Below are 15987 nucleotides of genomic sequence, written 5' to 3' on the forward strand. Positions count from 1 at the left end.
AGTGCAATTACTAAAAAGAATTAATAAAAATTGGCTAATTGTAATTGTTTTGTGGCTAGTAGCTGTTTTTTTCGCCCTAGCTAAATTACCAAACGTTACAGATTTAATTACTAACTATGGTCAACCAAAATTTAACCAATCATCACAGGTTATGAAGGCTGAACGATTACAAAATTCATGGGGCCATGGATTAGCAAACTCAACGACCTTAGATGTTGTTTACAATAATCCTAACGGTAAGATCAATAGTAACCAACAGGATCGAATCGATACGGTCACTCACAAATTGCAAAATAATCGCAGCCTTGGCATTAAACAAATTAGCTCCATTAATAATAGTCCTAATGGTAAATTACAATTATTTTCTAACGATCAAACCACTCAGATCGTAAAGGTAACTGTTGATAAAGCTTATTTAACATCCAATGCTTTGGTTAGTAAGTTACAAGAACAAATGAATGTTTCAGGATTAAATACATACGTTACTAATCCTGCCTTAATTGAAAATGCCAACGCTCAAAAATTAGCTAGTGCATCTAAAACATTCATGTTGATTGCATTTGTAATTGCGATCGTATTAATGATGATTTTCTTCCGTTCAATCATCGCACCAGTCATTTCAGCAGTGACCCTGTTAATCACAGAGCTAACTGCACTTAGCTTGATTGGTAATTTAACCATTCATAAAAACTTCTTGTTTTCAGAATTAACCCCATTGCTAATTACTTTGATCACCATCATTTTAGGCAGTATTTTTAATTTTATGATCATTAAGGCAGTCAGTGAGGAAAACAGCAGCCATCGGGATTCATTCAACGCCACTTCAAGTGGATTGGGACGGGTCGCTCCTTCGATTATCACAGTAAGTTTAGTCTTAGCAATTGGGTTTGCTGGTCTTTACTTCGTTCCATTCTACCCATTAAAGGCTCTAGCATCCCTATCAATCGTATTCTTGATTCTACTGGTCGCTGTCTTTACGATCAACCCAATCTTCACTAGTTTGATGGGGCCTGAATTGATTTGGCCACGCCATAACCCAATCAATGTTGAAAATCACCGTTTCTGGCATCAATTAATGCGCCTATCGTTATGGCAACCATTCGTAGGAATCATTCTTGTTGCTTACATTGTAGGACCATTTGCATATTCTTATCGGAATAACGTTACCTATAGTGATTTAGATAATGCTAAAAGTAGTCAACAAGCTGCAGTCGGGGCACGCATCCTCCAGGCTCACTTTAGCCAAGGAAAGGCCACTCCGATCACTATCTATATCCATAATAATCAAGCGTTGAATCAACAGGATAATCTTGAAAAAATCGATTCACTAACGACTAAATTAAAGTCAGTTGATAACGTCAATGCTGTTTATTCCGTTACCCAACCTAGTGGGGTACCAATCAATAAATATTATGTACAAAGCCAACTCAATAGTATTACCAGAAAGATTGACCAAGCTCAGGTTAGCTTAAATCAAACCATCAAGCAGGCAAATGAGGGCCAAAAGGATATCGATCCGGATGGATTAACATCTGAAATTAGTACGGTTAGCCAATTAAAATCGGCTGCGAGTGAGTTAATTGCAGAAAACAGTCAGTTATCGAGTCAACTTTCGGGAACGGCATCGCGTTCCAGTATCGCTAATCGAAGAACTGCATCTCGCAACATCCGTGACTATCAAAATGAAGTTAATGATTTAAATAACACGATTTCAAGTGCCGCCTCAAGCTTGAGTTCCATTCAAGCAAAGGGCCAACAAATTGCTAACTCCACGGACAGTATTTCCACTAAGCTCAATCGATACGCATCCAAACTGCAAGAAGCTAAAGATATCTTTAACGGAATTAGTACTGCTACCAAGGCCGTTAACCAAAAGCTTGATTCAATTTATGATTATTTGGATGGACTGGCTAAGAGTAGCGTCGGGGCAGTTTATTACATTACCCCTAATCAACTAGCCGATACTGATTTCCAACAATCACTTTATAACTATAATAGTGCCAATAACAAGACCACTAAAATAACGGTGATTCTACAATCAGATCCGACTAACGCTAAGCAAACTGCTCAAACGATCGATAATATCCAAACGAATATCGATGTAATGTTACAAGGCACCCCATTACAAAACTCAGAAGTTGCAATTGCTGGACAACCAGCTCAACAAACCGAACTGAAATCAAACTTTGCAAAATACGGCATTATGAGTATCACTTTAATTACCCTCTTCGCATTAATTGTGTTATTCATCATTAGTCGTTCCATCTTACACCCGATTTATTGGGTAGGTGCATTTGCACTTAGTTTAATAACTGGGTTACAACTAACTAACCTAACGACTAGTTATGCAATGGGCATTGATCGTACCAGTTGGGAAACCTTAATTATTAGTAGCACCGTCTTAGGGACTGTGGCGCTATTAGAAATCGCATGGATTGCAATTCATTATCGCAATCGAGAATTGCCATTCTTCGAATCACTTGCCGATGTGATGGATGCATTAGGACAAATCATTCGCTACTTCGCTGGATTTACAATCTTAGTCGGACTAGCATTGATTAGCGTTGATATTCAAGCAATTAGGCAGGCTGGAATCTTCATCGTTTATGGAACGATTATTTTTAACATTATCTTCCCAATCCTAGCAATCGCATTAAGTAAGTTAGCTGAACAAATCCCCACTACCAAAAATAAAGACTAATTTAGAAACCAAAAGACCCCGTAGTAAATTACTACGGGGTCTTTTTATGTTAATCCTAATCCACCGGCACGACTTGATATACTGGATCGTTATTATCATCTAAATAGCCATAAAGATAGTTCTTTTTTTGTTTATCAAAATAGCCTAAATTAAGCATTGTATGTCCATCGATATTTTCAATCCCATGAACAGCTTGGTTTAAAAAGCGGTGTAATTTGCGCATTGTTTCTTGACGCTGATCTGTCCGTTCTACAGCAGCCCTAAGGGTATATCCTTGATCTAAAAATTCCTTAATCAAACCAATCCTAAGGAGGTTTGGAAAATCGTATACCCGCGAGCTGCTTTCATCATGGCGATTTGATTGAATAAAACCCTTTTGATCCCAGTAACGTAATTGACGTGGCGACACATTACAAATCTTACTTACTTCACCAATTCGAAAAATTAATTTATGGATGTCAATGGGGCTAATAAACTTATGGTTGCAATTCATACGCATTATCTCCATTCGAATATATATAACAATACTTTATCATATTATGATGAAATTAAACTAGTATTTATGATAAACACAGTTAAATTACAGCCTTGTTATATGATTTAACTGACTTGCAAAGACCGTGTTATATTTCTGTAACATAAAATTGGTAATCTTATAACTGTTGATTTAAACATTATAAATAAATAAATAATAAAACCAGAAATCGAAAGGAATTAACTTAGTCATGAATAATCATTTGAAAAAAATCTTTGTAAGCATCGCAACCGCATTCACACTCTTTACTGCAGGTGCATCACTCACTTCAGTAAAACAAGCTCATGCAGCTACTGCTGATGATGCAAGCTCACTATTGAGTGAAGCAGATACTCACATGGGTGCTAGATACGTTTGGGGTGCTACTGGACCATCATCATTTGATTGTTCTGGTTTTACTAAGTACGTTTACAAAAAGGCATTGGGCATTAACTTACAAAGAACTGCCCAAGCTCAATATAACTCAAACAAAAAAGTATCAGTTGATAACCTTAAAAAAGGTGATTTAGTATTCTTTGGTTCAAGTGCTAGAAGTATCACTCACGTTGGTATGTATATCGGTAACGGTAAGATGATCGATGCACAAAATCGCGGTGTGATCAAGGAAAGCATTCACGCTTCATGGTGGAACCTTGTTGGTGCTAGCCGTGTTGGTGATTAATTATTAATTAATCAAAAAAGACGTAACGATTATAATCGTTACGTCTTTTTTTATGGTTTTAGATTGTAAGCTGTAATTTCAGCATCGTCATCACTAATTCTCAATTTAGTAATACTGCCGTTTGCAGGTCGTTCGGTCACATCGTATTTACCATGCCCGAAACGTTCTACAATGCTTAAAACGGTATTACCATGGCTTATCAAAAGAACGTTATCATCATTTTGCAACTGCGCATTGTTTTTAATTAGATCCAAGCCCTGATTCAATCGCTGCCAATATTCTTCGTTATTTTCAGCATCATGGAACGGATCTGCTTCTTTCAAATAATCCTTAGCTTGCCCAATTGATGAACTTTCCACAATGGATTTAAAAGTAGGCTTACCATGCGGAGCACCAGCTAGGTACCACGCTTGATTCATATCAGTGCCCTCAAAATAACCATAAAATTCTTCCCGAAAGAATGGCGAAACCGTCAATTTAGCATTAGATACCTGGTTGGCTCGCAATATGATATCAGCCGTTTGTTGTGCTCTGGTAGTATCACTACAATAAGCAGCTTTAAAATTGACCTGCGATAGATTTTCAGCAGTTTTTTTGGCGCCATCGATTCCCTTTTGGGTCAATGGTGAATTACTCCATCCCTGTAATTTATTGTAAATATTATAATAAGTCTGTCCATGACGGACAATATATACATTAAAGGCCATTTTTTCATCTCCCCGTAATTATAATCTTAATTATAATTCACGAGCGAGTTTCTTTCGATAATATTGATTTGCAATTTTAGAGTATCTCAACTGGCGAAGGGTTCTATAAACAATGCATTTTAAGTCAAATTGTTTAATCTCGGAATAAGATAATAATTGCGCAAAGATTAACATTTCAGAACGTTTAATTACCTCAGGGCTATCAGTGAACTCGTTCAACGTATTTCGTAATTGATCTGGATGAAATTCAACTACAGCGCCATCGTTTTTGATAACCTTAAGCTTAGCATTTGTAATTGATTTAGCTAAATCCACAATAACCCTCCTTCATCTATTAACTCATTTCTATATATAGGACATTCTTCTATTATTATAACAATATATTGTGTTTTACGCACTGATTAGATTAATTTTTTTAATATTTCGTAATCAAATCATGCTATTTAACAGATATTTTGATAATATTAAATAAGTTATATGCAAAAAAGGAGACTTGATCTTGTCACTTCTTAAACAAACCATTAAAAAATTAAATACTAGAATGGGCTTATTTTGGCTACTGGTTATTTTATTTTGGATCAAAACAATCGTTGCATATTTTGTTGACTTCCAACTTGGAATTACAGGTGGCTTTGAAATGTTTATCGCTATCATTAACCCACTTGCTACTACCGTTTTAATATTTGGAATCGCGCTATATTTTAAACGATCACGGATTTTTTATCCATTATTATTTATTCTCGATATTTTAAATACGTTACTTCTGTACCTGAACGTAATTTATTTCCGTGAATTTACCGATTTTATGACCATTAATACGATCACTGGTTATTCAAAGGTTAATCAAGGGCTCAGCGGCAGCTCCCTTGCACTCACTAATTTCCATGATTTCATTTATTGGATCGATATCGTATTAGTATTATTACTACTAATTTTTAGGGTCATTAAAATTGATAACCGTCCACTACGCCCCAAGGTTGGCTTTATGATGACTTCAATTGGTGTATTATTATTTGCTTTCAATCTTAGCCTTGGTGAAATGGATCGACCCCAATTGGTTACTAGAACCTTTGATCGGACCTACATTGTTAAATACTTAGGAATCGATGCATTTACCGGATATGATGCTGCTAAATCACAACATACAAAAGATTTAAGGGCAATGGCGACTAAGTCAGAATTAAAGACCGTCTTAAACTTTACTCGTAAACACTACGCCCCAGCAAACCCTAAAATGAAGGGGATTGCAAAGGGCCGCAACGTAATCGTGATTCACTTGGAAAGTTTTCAACAATTTTTAATTGATAAAAAGATTAATGGTCAAGAAGTGACTCCATTTTTAAACAAGATCTATCACAGTAAATCAACCTATGCATTTGATAATTTCTTCCACCAAGTGGGCCAAGGGAAAACATCTGATGCTGAAAACATGCTAGAAACTAGTACCTATGGTCTCCCCCAAGGATCTTTATTTGCCCAAGTCGGCAGTGACAATACGTTCCAAGCTGCTCCTGCGATCCTAAAGCAAAATGGTAACTACACCAGTGCCGTTTTCCATGGTAACGTTGCTAGTTTCTGGAACCGTAATAATACCTACAAGAATATGGGGTATCAATATTTCTTTGACGCTAGTTACTATGATGTTTCAGGTGATAAATCAACCGGTTACGGACTAAAGGATAAATTATTGTTCAAAGACTCGGTCAAATATCTACAAAACCTACAAGAGCCATTCTATGTGAAGTATATTACAGTTACTAACCACTTCCCATTTACCTTGGATTCCGAAGATAATGACGATGATTTTAAAACTACCGATACGGGCGATACGATCGTTGATAACTACTTCAAGACCGCCCACTATCTAGATGAAGCCGTTAAGGAATTCTATGCCTACCTTAAAAAAGCGGGACTACTGAAGAATTCGGTCATCATGATTTATGGTGACCACTATGGAATTTCTGATTCTGAAAATGCAAATCTCGCTAAGGTGGTAAGTGATGATCCTGAAAAATGGAATGACTTCGATAATACCCAAATGCAGCGGGTCCCATTCATGTTGAACATCCCTGGAACTAAAAAGGGATTCATCAGCCACAAGTACGGTGGTGAAATTGACGTCTTACCGACACTCCTTCACATTTTAGGTGTTAATTCTAAGCCATTTGTTCAATTTGGAACTGATTTATTCTCAAGTAAACATGATCAAGTCGTTGCGTTTAGAAATCGTGATTGGGTCGATCCACAATACACTTCCATTAGTGGTACCATTTATGACAATAAAACAGGTGAACCAGCTAAGTTGAACAAAGCACAGATCAAAGCGGTACAAAAGATCAAGGATAAAGTTGGCCTTGAACTATCGCTTTCTGATACCCTAAACGAACAAAATCTATTAAGGTTCTATAAACCAAAGGGCTTTACTGCAGTTGATGCTAGTGATTATAACTATGCTAATGGACTCCAAAAAGCTGAAAAGATTGAAAAAGAACTGGGCAAAAAATCAACCAGCGTTCTTTCTAAACACGGTGGTAAATCAACTGTTGATTTATACAAGACCGATGCACCAGAAGTAAGCCATAAATCAACTGATTCTAACCGCCTAAAGGTTACCAACCCAGATGCAAATAAGTAGTATCCCGTTAATCATTAAGGAAGTGAATTATCATTACTAAAATCAAAAAGCAAAAGTGGCAATTATTTTATAATATTGCAATCGTCATTTTGGCCATTACTTCAATCGTGATGGTAATTTTAGATTATTCACGAATTATTTACTTGTACCGTGGCTGGATAATGGGGATTTATTATGGAATTTGGATTATCTTTATTCTCGATTACATTATTAACCTGGTTATTAGTCAAAATAAACAACGGTTTTTCATATCAACTTGTTTGGACCTAGTTTCACTCATCCCTGGCCACCCGATTTTCGTATTTTTTCGCATTTATCGGGTCATTAGAATCATTCGGGGGTACCATATTTTTTGGCACTTGGGTTGGGATGGTAAATTAACCAAAAAGATCCATCAATTTATATACGATACTGGTTTTATATATATCTTTTCAGTCAGTATCATTATCTTAATTATTGCGGCACTTATCTTCTCTCATTTTGAACATTATCCATTAAAAACCGCCATGTGGTGGGCGATCACAACTGCCACTACCGTTGGATATGGTGATATTGCTCCCCAAACTGCTGGCGGCAGAATTGACGCTGCCTTCTTAATGATTGGTGGGGTCGGCTTTATCGGTTTGTTAACCTCTTCTATCACCGATTTCTTCACTAAAAATAACGCTCAAAATGAAGGAACTTCAGATAAATTGGACCGCTTGATGAAACAAGTAGAGCTACTGAATAAAGAAGTCCGCTATATGCGGAAAGAACTGGACCAAAATCAAAAAAACGTTTCTCGGAATCAAAAGAAACCTAAGAAACGTAATCATCATTAACGTCTAATCGATGTGCTATGAATGGGTTCATGACGGTCAGGATATAGCGACTTTGCAATATGGTTAATCGCAAGTGGAACTTCACCAAACCCGGTCGCAATTAACGTATCCTTCCCCTCATAGGTTGCGCTATCACCGACGGCATAGATGCCAGCAACGCTGGTCGCCATCTCTGTGTCCACATTGAACATGTGATGTGATTCATCTAAATCGATTGCCCAACCCTTGGTAACCTTATTACTAGAAATAAATCCATAATTCACTAAAATTTTATCCGCTAAAATGTCAATTGTTTCATCAGCTGTCCGCATTTTCTTGGCAGTTACTAACACTTGATCATCTTGAGCGGATATTTTTTTAATTAAATATGGGGTAATCAACTTAACTGAAGATGCATTTAGCGTCTCGACCATGTGTTCTAGGCCCCGAAAGTCGTTCCGTCTGTGAACTAAATAAACCTGTTTAGCAACGTCCTCAAGCAATAATGCATTATCAACAGCAGAATTCCCCCCACCTGCAACAATCACCGTCTTACCCTTAAAATCAGCTCGGTTTTGAATACTATAAATAATATTGCTTCCTTCAAAGCGATCAACATCGGCAACCGCTAATTTACGAGGTTCAAATGAGCCCCCACCCGTCGCAATCAGCACCGTCTTTGAATAACTAGTTGCACTCGTGGTTGTGATTTCAAATCCATCCGATTGCTTCTTTAAGTCCGTAACCGCCTGACCAGTTTTAACATCCACATCCATTGTTTCTAACTGCACTTTGAGCCGTTCAACTAGTTGTTTACCAGTAACACCAGTAAAACCAGCAACATCTAAAATCGTCTTTTCCGGGTAAATTGCATTTAGCTGTCCACCCAGTTCTGGTAAGCTTTCAATTAATTGAACCCTTAAGTTTCTCAACCCCGCATAAAAACCGGCAAACATCCCGATTGGCCCACCGCCAATGATTGTAATATCGTAAAGATTATCTTGCATTTTATTATTACCACTTTTCTTTTAAAATGTTTTATAATATCATGTTAATATTATATTAACATAGGTCATAAACCTAAGATAAGTAAAGGAAGTTTATCATGCGTATTGGTAAAAAACACATTGGGATTGCAATTATCCTTTTTATTGAAGCAATTATTTTCTGTTTTACTATTAATTGGCAATTCCGTGGGAACGTTTTAAACGATGTTGCCGTTAATAAAAGTCGTACCGCGACGGTCTTCATTCCTGGTTTCGCTGGTAATGCAGTTTCTACTGACGACTTCATTCAACAATACAGTGAACACAACATTGCCAGTCGGACCCTTAAAATTAATATCTCTAAAGATGGTAAGGTTTCTACTGCCAAGCAATATAAAAAAGTGGAGGCGGATAACCCGCTAGTCCAATTAGTCTTTAAGGACAATACCCATCCGTACAAGGAAAGCAACCAAATGGTCAACGTGATGAAGTATCTAAAGAACAAGTACAATATCACCCACGTTAACCTAATCGGGCACTCATCTGGTGGAAGTATTGCTTATTACTACATGGTTAACCATCCCCACCTAAAGGACGTTCCAGTAGTTTCTAAGTTCGTATCGATTGCTAATGATTACCCAACTAACGATCCATATGCCAAGGGTGGCCCTAAGAACCTTCCTAAAAACTTGGAAGTCTTAAACATCGCTGGAGAAATTTGGAACTTAAAGAGTGATGCTGAAGAAGCAGTCGACATTGTGAAACCAATGGGTGATTTAGTTAAACCCCACGTTAAGTCATACCAATTCTGGCTTTACCGCAGTGATCCATTAAGTGCTGAACACTCAATGCTGCATGAAAACCCAGTGATCGATAAACACATTGCTGGATTCTTATTCGGATTCAAAAAATAATTTCAACCAAAAAAGATGCTAATCGTTAAATTTACGACTAGCATCTCTTTTTAATTACTATATTGATATGGTTTCGGCTTACTGTAGCCAAATACAATGATCAAAAAGCTAAATAACGCCAAAAAGCTCATTGATATCACTGCCAATAATGATCCAAATATTTCACCAAGTTGATAAGCCCTCATTGAACTAGTGCGAATCAGTGAAAAAAGGCTTGGGTTTACAGCGATGCTTAACCCCAATTGGAAAATCAAGAACAAGCCCGCTGTAATCATCACTAATTGATTATTACTAGCTAATGGATGAAAATCACTTTGGGTCACATTGAATATAATCACGTTAATCAGTAACAACAAAGTTACAAATGGCAATTGAATATGCCAATAATTAACGGAATTAAAATAAAACAAAAATAGTAGGCAAATATTTAACCCATAACTGATCTTACTTATAACGTTAGTCCTTTTCATCATATCACCCTGTTTTTGATAATTATTTACGATATCGCTACTTTTCCGTAATAGCGCGTTTAAATCGATATCATAATCACTACTAATTTTTAGCAGCATTGGGATGTCAGGATATGAGCGTTGGTTTTCCCAACTGGAAATCGTTTTACGCGAAACATTGAGTTTTTGACCCAATTGTTCCTGCGTTAATGAATGCTGCTTTCTAAGTTGCTTAATATTTTCGCCAAACGGCATCATTACACCTCCCCTTTCGCTTGTTATAATTATTACTGCTTTTCTTCAGTTAGCCAAGCTAAGCTAGCGTTACATTAACGATTGCTAAGCTACTTAGCCCTATTAAATGACCGTTTCAAGCGTTGTCGAATGCGTTGCCCCTGCAGGGTGCGAACCTCGCGCAAGCCAGCATCGATCAAAATGAAGATGACCAACCAGCCGATCACAATTAATACGATTTTTTGAACGTAGAATTCATCGACCCACCAAATGGGGATGTTCCAATCCCACATTGCATGTAAAAAGACCGCTAATAAATAAAAGCCAATGAAGTGCAGATTAGTAAATGCATCGTGGAAGGTAAATTGATGGTGCCGTTGTTTACCCAAAATGACGGCCGCGCCAATAATTGCCGCCCAGATGGTATGGGTGCCGATGGCCTGCCAACTGCGTAGAAAAATCGTTGCCAACCCAAATTCATTCGAATAACCAGCGGTTTCAAAAATCGCAAATCCCGCCCCAATCGCTGCACCGATCAAGATGCCATTCAAAATATAATTAAGTTTGAAGCGATTAATGAAGGTAATGATAATGATTGTTTTGGCAGTTTCTTCGATCAAGCCGACTAAAAATGCCGAGGCTAGTGACACCCCGTTCCCCGATGGAATCACGTCGTAAAACACCATCGTTAGGATCAAAGAGGCCACCCCACCGATTAGCAGGGTCGTATTAACCTGCATCAACGAAATGTTGCGGTAAACATTCATTTCATAAAACATGATCAACAAAGAAAACGGGACTACTAGTGATCCGACCACCATCATACCTGGGATTGCCTTGGTGCTGCCGAAAACGAGGTCTAAGATCACTAACAACAAGAAGCTAAAGCTCAAAAGCGCAAAAAAGCGTGAGAATAACCAGGGCTTAACGGGCGCGGATGATACCTTGACCAAAGAGGGTGTCGTTAACTTGGTCCCCGCAATCAAGATGCGATCGGCTTCATCGCGACTGTGACGGTGAAACACCTGTTGGAACAATCGCAAGAGGTGAATTTCAACAAATTGGTTACTCCTGTGGGCCTCATCCTTAAGATCGTTTTTAATCCGTGAGTAATTTCGTTGCACCCCCATCAGGGTCGTTGACATTATGATGCGCTGAAAATTAGAAATTAGTTTGCTTTTTACCACTTATTTACTACCTTCTTATTTTTTTGTTTGTGTTTAGGATGAATTTAAAGTATTATTACAGTTAATAGTTAATTTTTATGATCAAATCGATTGGGAGAATGATTTATGACAAATAAAAAAGTAATTTTAGATTTAGATACTGGTATTGACGATGCGATGGCCCTTGCTTATGCCGTTGCTGCTCCTGGATTAGACCTAATTGGGGTGGCTAGCTCATACGGAAATCTGGTCGTAGAGGGAGCCGCTGAAAATTCGTTGAAAATTTTAGAACTACTTGGCCATACTGACATTCCCGTGTTCGTTGGTGAAGCCCACCCCGTTAATTCCGATCACTTTGACCGCCTTCCAGTTAGCGCTCATATTCATGGTGAAAATGGAATCGGAGAAGTTGAATTGCCAACCCCAACCCGTAAACCAGAAAAGCAAAGCGCCGTGGACTTTATGATTGAATCAGCTCATAAATATGGCAAGGATTTAGTCATTGTCCCCACTGGGGCATTAACCAACGTTGCCAAAGCAATCGAAAAAGATCCTAGCATTGTCGATTTAATTGGCGATGTTACCCTAATGGGTGGGGCTTTAACGGTCCAGGGAAACGTTTCGCCATTTGCTGAGGCGAACATCAACCAAGATGCAGAAGCAGCTAACACAGTTTTCACCAGCAAGCTACATGACACGATGGTCGGATTGGATGTCACCCTTCGGACACTGCTGACCAAAAAAGAAACTCAACAATGGCGTGATTTAGGTACCAATGCTGGTGCTAAGTTCGCTGATATTGTTGATTATTACATTGATATTTACGCTGAATTATACCCGCATTTAGATGGTTGTTCACTTCATGATCCACTTGCTGTCGGGGTAGCTGAAGACCCATCGTTCGTCCGCACCTTAGACATTGACATGATCGTGAATACCGATAAGGAAAAGTACGGCCGCACCATTGGCGACAACACTAGATTGGATGATCCCAATCCATCAGTCAGTGCTGCTATCGAAGTCGATGCGGACCGCTACCTAGAAACATTCATGAACTACTTAACAACCCTATTCAAGAATAACAAGTAATTAAAATACCGCTAGCAATAGCGGTATTTATTTATTAAAGGCTTGGTTTAAGAATCTACCGACCCCATCATGATCATTATCAAATTCAGTGACTTGGTTCGCAATTTGCTTTATATTAGGCTGAGCGTTTTGCATTGCTACTCCGATGCCAGCGGCTAAAAGCATTTCTAAATCATTTTCAGCATCCCCGAAAGCCATCAGGTCTGCAAAGGTCCACCCAAAATGGTTAAGTAAAGCCTCTAGGCCAACGGCTTTATTTATGGACGGAGCTAAAAACTCTAAAATATTGGGTTGGGAACGGACGATATGATAATGCCCCTGATTATCAAAATTAGCGCGGGCCGCATCTAATACACCTGGATCATCAGACATAATCGCCTTACTATACTGTTGATCATCTGGTAACATTGCAAACGTTTGGGGGATGAATTTTACATCTGCATTCATGATCTTATAATATTGGGATGGTGCCAACTCGGTCAATTCATAAATGGAATCAAAATCTAAAATATTCAACGGTAAATGATTTTGTTTAACAAATTTATAGATGGGTTCAAAATCAGCCTTCTGCATCCCTGATTTAAAAATCGGCTCCTTAGTCCGATTATTAATTACTAGTGAACCATTAAAAGTAATCGTATAGTCATCAGCTTGATTTAACCCCAATTGATCAAGATAACCCTTAATCACATTAATTGGTCGTCCCGTACAAACTACGATTTTCATTCCCGCTGCATGTAACCTATGTATCACCTGAGTGTTAAAGGGACTAATTGTTTTATCACTTGTTAACAAAGTTGCATCTAAATCCAGTGCAATCATTTTTATCATGTTTATTCTCTCCTATTACAAAAAAAGCATTAATTTCATCACAGAAATTAATGCTTGGTTTTTCAAATCACGAAACTAGGCACCCAATTGAGCTTCTAATTGACGCAATTCTGCTTCTCTAACCTTACGAGGTAGGAAACGACGAATTTCTTCTTCGTTATAGCCAACTTCTAGGCGTTTATCATCAAAGATGATTGGACGTCTAATTAAATCAGGATATTTCACAACCAATTTAATTAATTGTGAAACTGATAAGTCATCCAAGTTTAAGTTTAGCTTCTTAAAGATATTAGATCTAGTAGAAATAATATCTTCACTACCATTTTCAGTTAGACGAAGAATTTGCTTTACTTCATCAGCGTTCAATGGATTGGAATTGATATTACGTTCCTTAAAAGGAATATCGTGTTCCTTAAGCCAAGCGCGAGCTTTCCGACTTGATGCACTACTAGGTGCTACATAAAGATTTAACATGAACATCCACTCCTTTAAGTGTATTGGATATATCGACGGTTATAAGCGAAATATGTGAATCAGTCACAAAATTCACTTATAACAATTTTATATTATCATAGTTTAATAGATAGTCAAGATAATCGACAGCTTAATTAATAAAACATTATAAATTGTTTTGCAACCAGATACTAAATAAATTTACATTAAAGTTAAATCCGATTATAATTTTAATTAACTAAATATTAATGTAATGGAGGTATATGTATGAAATTGACGATTCTATCAACTAGCGATACCCATGGCTTTATCGAACCTACTAATTATGTCAGTGCCCAAAACGATAAACCATTCGGGTTAGAAAGAGCTGCTTCATGCATTAGCAAATTACAAACGGAAAACGATCATACCATTACAATCGACAATGGTGATTACCTTGAAGGTTCCCCATTGGCTTACTACATTGCTAAGATCAAAAAACAAAATGGCCCAGATCAAATTGACCACGCCTTTAATATGATTGATTACGACTATGGGGTGTTAGGTAACCATGAATTTAATTATGGATTAAAGTATATGCAAACATCGATTCAAAACACTGATCGCAAAATACTATGCGCTAACATCGTTGACAGTGAAGGAAATCACATATTGGGCGACCCGTATTCGATCCAAAACATCGGGGGCGTCAATGTCGGAATCATTGGAATGACTACCCGTGGTGCAACCAAGTGGGAATCATCCGAAAATATAATTGGGCTCAAGTTTCTTTCTGTCGCAGAAACCGCCAAAAAATACGTGCCGATCGTCCGTCAAAAAGCTGATATTGTTATCATTGCTTATCATGGTGGATTTGAACGAAATAGTAAGGGCGTGGCGACCGAGCCACTAGAAGATTCAGAAAACGAAAGCTATGCGATGCTAAAGGACGTCCCTGGGATTGATGCATTAGTGACGGGCCATCAGCATCGTAAAATTGCTGAAAAATTATTTAACGTGCCGATCACCCAGCCTGGGCATCGTGGTGAATTCGTTGGTAAAATCGAATTAGACATTCAAAAGGTCAATGATCGCTATCAAGTAATTAATAGCGATGCTCAACTAATTAAAACTGCTGACTATGAACCCGATGCTGAAATTAAGAACTACATTAAGCCGTTGAGTAACCGAGTGAACGACTGGTTAGATGAACCCCTTTCTAAAATTAATGGTTCGCTTTATTTCGATGATGCGTTCGATGCAAGGATTCATAAAACTAGTTTTATTGAATTTATTCAAAAGGTCCAGATGGAAACGATGGGGGTCGATATCTCAGCAACCGCACTATTCAATAACGAAGCCCATGGATTTGAAAACCCCATTACCATGCGTAATATTATGACTAACTATGTTTATCCAAATAAATTAGCCGTCTTAGAAATCAGCGGAGCGGACCTAAAAGCTGCCATGGAAATTAGTGCGAAGTATTTTGCCGTTAAAAACCATCAAATCGTAGTCAACGAGGCATTCGTTTATCCAAAGGCGCGCCATTATAATTACGATATGTATGAGGGCGTCGACTACACGATTAAGGTCAGCAATCCCGTCGGTAATCGCATTATTAATTTAACTTACCATGGCCAACCGGTGCGCCCTGATCAAAAGTTAAAGATTGTATTGAATCAATACCGTGCTTCTGGTGGTGGTCACTTTCCAATGTATCAAAATGATAAGATCATTGCTAAGGATTCAGTAATGATGAGTCAACTAATTGCTAATTATCTTCGTAACCATCCCACCATTCAAGCCACTAATAATCATAACTTTAAAGTGATTGAGTAATTAAA

General features: G+C 37.8%; 15 protein-coding genes. 7 read left to right on the forward strand and 8 right to left on the reverse strand.

The window, feature by feature from the left end:
* The first annotated feature begins 1 nt into the window (after window position 1).
* Window positions 2-2701 carry an MMPL family transporter gene (locus ACSYTJ_RS06580; RefSeq protein ID WP_491719802.1) on the forward strand — a complete coding sequence of 900 codons (2700 nt, stop codon included), beginning with the start codon at window positions 2-4 and terminating at the stop codon, window positions 2699-2701.
* A gap of 55 nt (window positions 2702-2756) precedes the next feature.
* Here the strand turns inward: ACSYTJ_RS06580 and ACSYTJ_RS06585 are convergent, their stop codons facing one another.
* Window positions 2757-3194, reverse strand: a complete 438-nt coding sequence (locus ACSYTJ_RS06585) for a MerR family transcriptional regulator (protein ID WP_491719803.1) — start codon at window positions 3192-3194, stop codon at window positions 2757-2759.
* 232 nt (window positions 3195-3426) lie between these two features.
* Here ACSYTJ_RS06585 and ACSYTJ_RS06590 point away from each other — a divergent pair, with 232 nt between their 5' ends.
* Window positions 3427-3897: a C40 family peptidase gene (locus ACSYTJ_RS06590; protein ID WP_491719804.1), complete on the forward strand. Its 471-nt coding sequence runs from the start codon at window positions 3427-3429 to the stop codon at window positions 3895-3897.
* 50 nt (window positions 3898-3947) lie between these two features.
* Here ACSYTJ_RS06590 and ACSYTJ_RS06595 read toward each other — a convergent pair whose 3' ends face one another.
* Together ACSYTJ_RS06595 and ACSYTJ_RS06600 are read right to left on the reverse strand one after the other, a co-directional pair.
* Window positions 3948-4604, reverse strand: coding sequence for a histidine phosphatase family protein (locus ACSYTJ_RS06595; RefSeq protein ID WP_491716800.1), 657 nt, complete (start codon window positions 4602-4604; stop codon window positions 3948-3950).
* 30 nt (window positions 4605-4634) lie between these two features.
* Entirely contained in the window at window positions 4635-4919 is a 285-nt protein-coding gene (locus ACSYTJ_RS06600) for a hypothetical protein (protein WP_491716801.1), read from the reverse strand.
* A gap of 184 nt (window positions 4920-5103) precedes the next feature.
* Between ACSYTJ_RS06600 and ACSYTJ_RS06605 the strand changes: the two genes are divergently transcribed.
* Window positions 5104-7239, forward strand: a complete 2136-nt coding sequence (locus tag ACSYTJ_RS06605; protein WP_491716802.1) for an LTA synthase family protein — start codon at window positions 5104-5106, stop codon at window positions 7237-7239.
* Window positions 7240-7313: 74 nt separating this feature from the next.
* Window positions 7314-8060 carry a potassium channel family protein gene (locus tag ACSYTJ_RS06610; protein WP_491717264.1) on the forward strand — a complete coding sequence of 249 codons (747 nt, stop codon included), beginning with the start codon at window positions 7314-7316 and terminating at the stop codon, window positions 8058-8060.
* Here ACSYTJ_RS06610 and ACSYTJ_RS06615 read toward each other — a convergent pair.
* A complete protein-coding gene (locus ACSYTJ_RS06615; RefSeq protein WP_491719805.1) occupies window positions 8057-9046 on the reverse strand; it encodes an NAD(P)/FAD-dependent oxidoreductase in 990 nt (329 codons plus the stop codon). The two genes, ACSYTJ_RS06610 and ACSYTJ_RS06615, sit on opposite strands and share 4 nt — an antisense overlap.
* Window positions 9047-9144: 98 nt before the next feature.
* On the opposite strand from ACSYTJ_RS06615, the gene ACSYTJ_RS06620 reads away from it, so the two are divergent.
* Window positions 9145-9939 carry an alpha/beta fold hydrolase gene (locus ACSYTJ_RS06620; protein ID WP_491716804.1) on the forward strand — a complete coding sequence of 265 codons (795 nt, stop codon included), beginning with the start codon at window positions 9145-9147 and terminating at the stop codon, window positions 9937-9939.
* Window positions 9940-9989: 50 nt separating this feature from the next.
* Here ACSYTJ_RS06620 and ACSYTJ_RS06625 read toward each other — a convergent pair whose 3' ends face one another.
* Together ACSYTJ_RS06625 and ACSYTJ_RS06630 are read right to left on the reverse strand one after the other, a co-directional pair.
* Window positions 9990-10643 (reverse strand): helix-turn-helix domain-containing protein, encoded by a 654-nt coding sequence (locus ACSYTJ_RS06625; RefSeq protein ID WP_491719806.1) that lies wholly within the window; start codon window positions 10641-10643, stop codon window positions 9990-9992.
* Window positions 10644-10732: 89 nt separating this feature from the next.
* Window positions 10733-11809: a PrsW family intramembrane metalloprotease gene (locus ACSYTJ_RS06630; protein WP_491719807.1), complete on the reverse strand. Its 1077-nt coding sequence runs from the start codon at window positions 11807-11809 to the stop codon at window positions 10733-10735.
* 105 nt (window positions 11810-11914) lie between these two features.
* On the opposite strand from ACSYTJ_RS06630, the gene ACSYTJ_RS06635 reads away from it, so the two are divergent.
* Window positions 11915-12877, forward strand: a complete 963-nt coding sequence (locus tag ACSYTJ_RS06635; RefSeq protein ID WP_491716807.1) for a nucleoside hydrolase — start codon at window positions 11915-11917, stop codon at window positions 12875-12877.
* Window positions 12878-12904: 27 nt separating this feature from the next.
* Here the strand turns inward: ACSYTJ_RS06635 and ACSYTJ_RS06640 are convergent, their stop codons facing one another.
* Both ACSYTJ_RS06640 and spx read right to left on the reverse strand, forming a co-directional pair.
* The gene (locus tag ACSYTJ_RS06640) at window positions 12905-13708 is read right to left on the reverse strand and encodes a Cof-type HAD-IIB family hydrolase (RefSeq protein WP_491719808.1); all 804 of its coding nucleotides are present in this window, start codon (window positions 13706-13708) and stop codon (window positions 12905-12907) included.
* Between the two features lie 75 nt (window positions 13709-13783).
* Complete coding sequence (spx, locus tag ACSYTJ_RS06645; protein WP_260116952.1) at window positions 13784-14182, reverse strand: transcriptional regulator Spx; 399 nt, start codon at window positions 14180-14182, stop codon at window positions 13784-13786.
* A gap of 246 nt (window positions 14183-14428) precedes the next feature.
* Between spx and ACSYTJ_RS06650 the strand changes: the two genes are divergently transcribed.
* Window positions 14429-15982, forward strand: coding sequence for a bifunctional metallophosphatase/5'-nucleotidase (locus tag ACSYTJ_RS06650; RefSeq protein ID WP_491719809.1), 1554 nt, complete (start codon window positions 14429-14431; stop codon window positions 15980-15982).
* Window positions 15983-15987: the final 5 nt, after the last annotated feature.

The organism is Nicoliella sp. ESL1113, assembly GCF_058509245.1.

What these genes read in the sequence shown, in the direction of transcription:
- ACSYTJ_RS06595 (WP_491716800.1), bottom strand. Translation starts at nt 4,604, where the DNA reads ATGGCCTTTAATGTATATATTGTCCGTCATGGACAGACTTATTATAAT.
- ACSYTJ_RS06640 (WP_491719808.1), bottom strand. Translation starts at nt 13,708, where the DNA reads ATGATAAAAATGATTGCACTGGATTTAGATGCAACTTTGTTAACAAGT.
- ACSYTJ_RS06590 (WP_491719804.1), top strand. Translation starts at nt 3,427, where the DNA reads ATGAATAATCATTTGAAAAAAATCTTTGTAAGCATCGCAACCGCATTC.
- ACSYTJ_RS06615 (WP_491719805.1), bottom strand. Translation starts at nt 9,046, where the DNA reads ATGCAAGATAATCTTTACGATATTACAATCATTGGCGGTGGGCCAATC.
- ACSYTJ_RS06650 (WP_491719809.1), top strand. Translation starts at nt 14,429, where the DNA reads ATGAAATTGACGATTCTATCAACTAGCGATACCCATGGCTTTATCGAA.
- ACSYTJ_RS06625 (WP_491719806.1), bottom strand. Translation starts at nt 10,643, where the DNA reads ATGCCGTTTGGCGAAAATATTAAGCAACTTAGAAAGCAGCATTCATTA.
- spx (WP_260116952.1), bottom strand. Translation starts at nt 14,182, where the DNA reads ATGTTAAATCTTTATGTAGCACCTAGTAGTGCATCAAGTCGGAAAGCT.
- ACSYTJ_RS06585 (WP_491719803.1), bottom strand. Translation starts at nt 3,194, where the DNA reads ATGAATTGCAACCATAAGTTTATTAGCCCCATTGACATCCATAAATTA.
- ACSYTJ_RS06635 (WP_491716807.1), top strand. Translation starts at nt 11,915, where the DNA reads ATGACAAATAAAAAAGTAATTTTAGATTTAGATACTGGTATTGACGAT.
- ACSYTJ_RS06620 (WP_491716804.1), top strand. Translation starts at nt 9,145, where the DNA reads ATGCGTATTGGTAAAAAACACATTGGGATTGCAATTATCCTTTTTATT.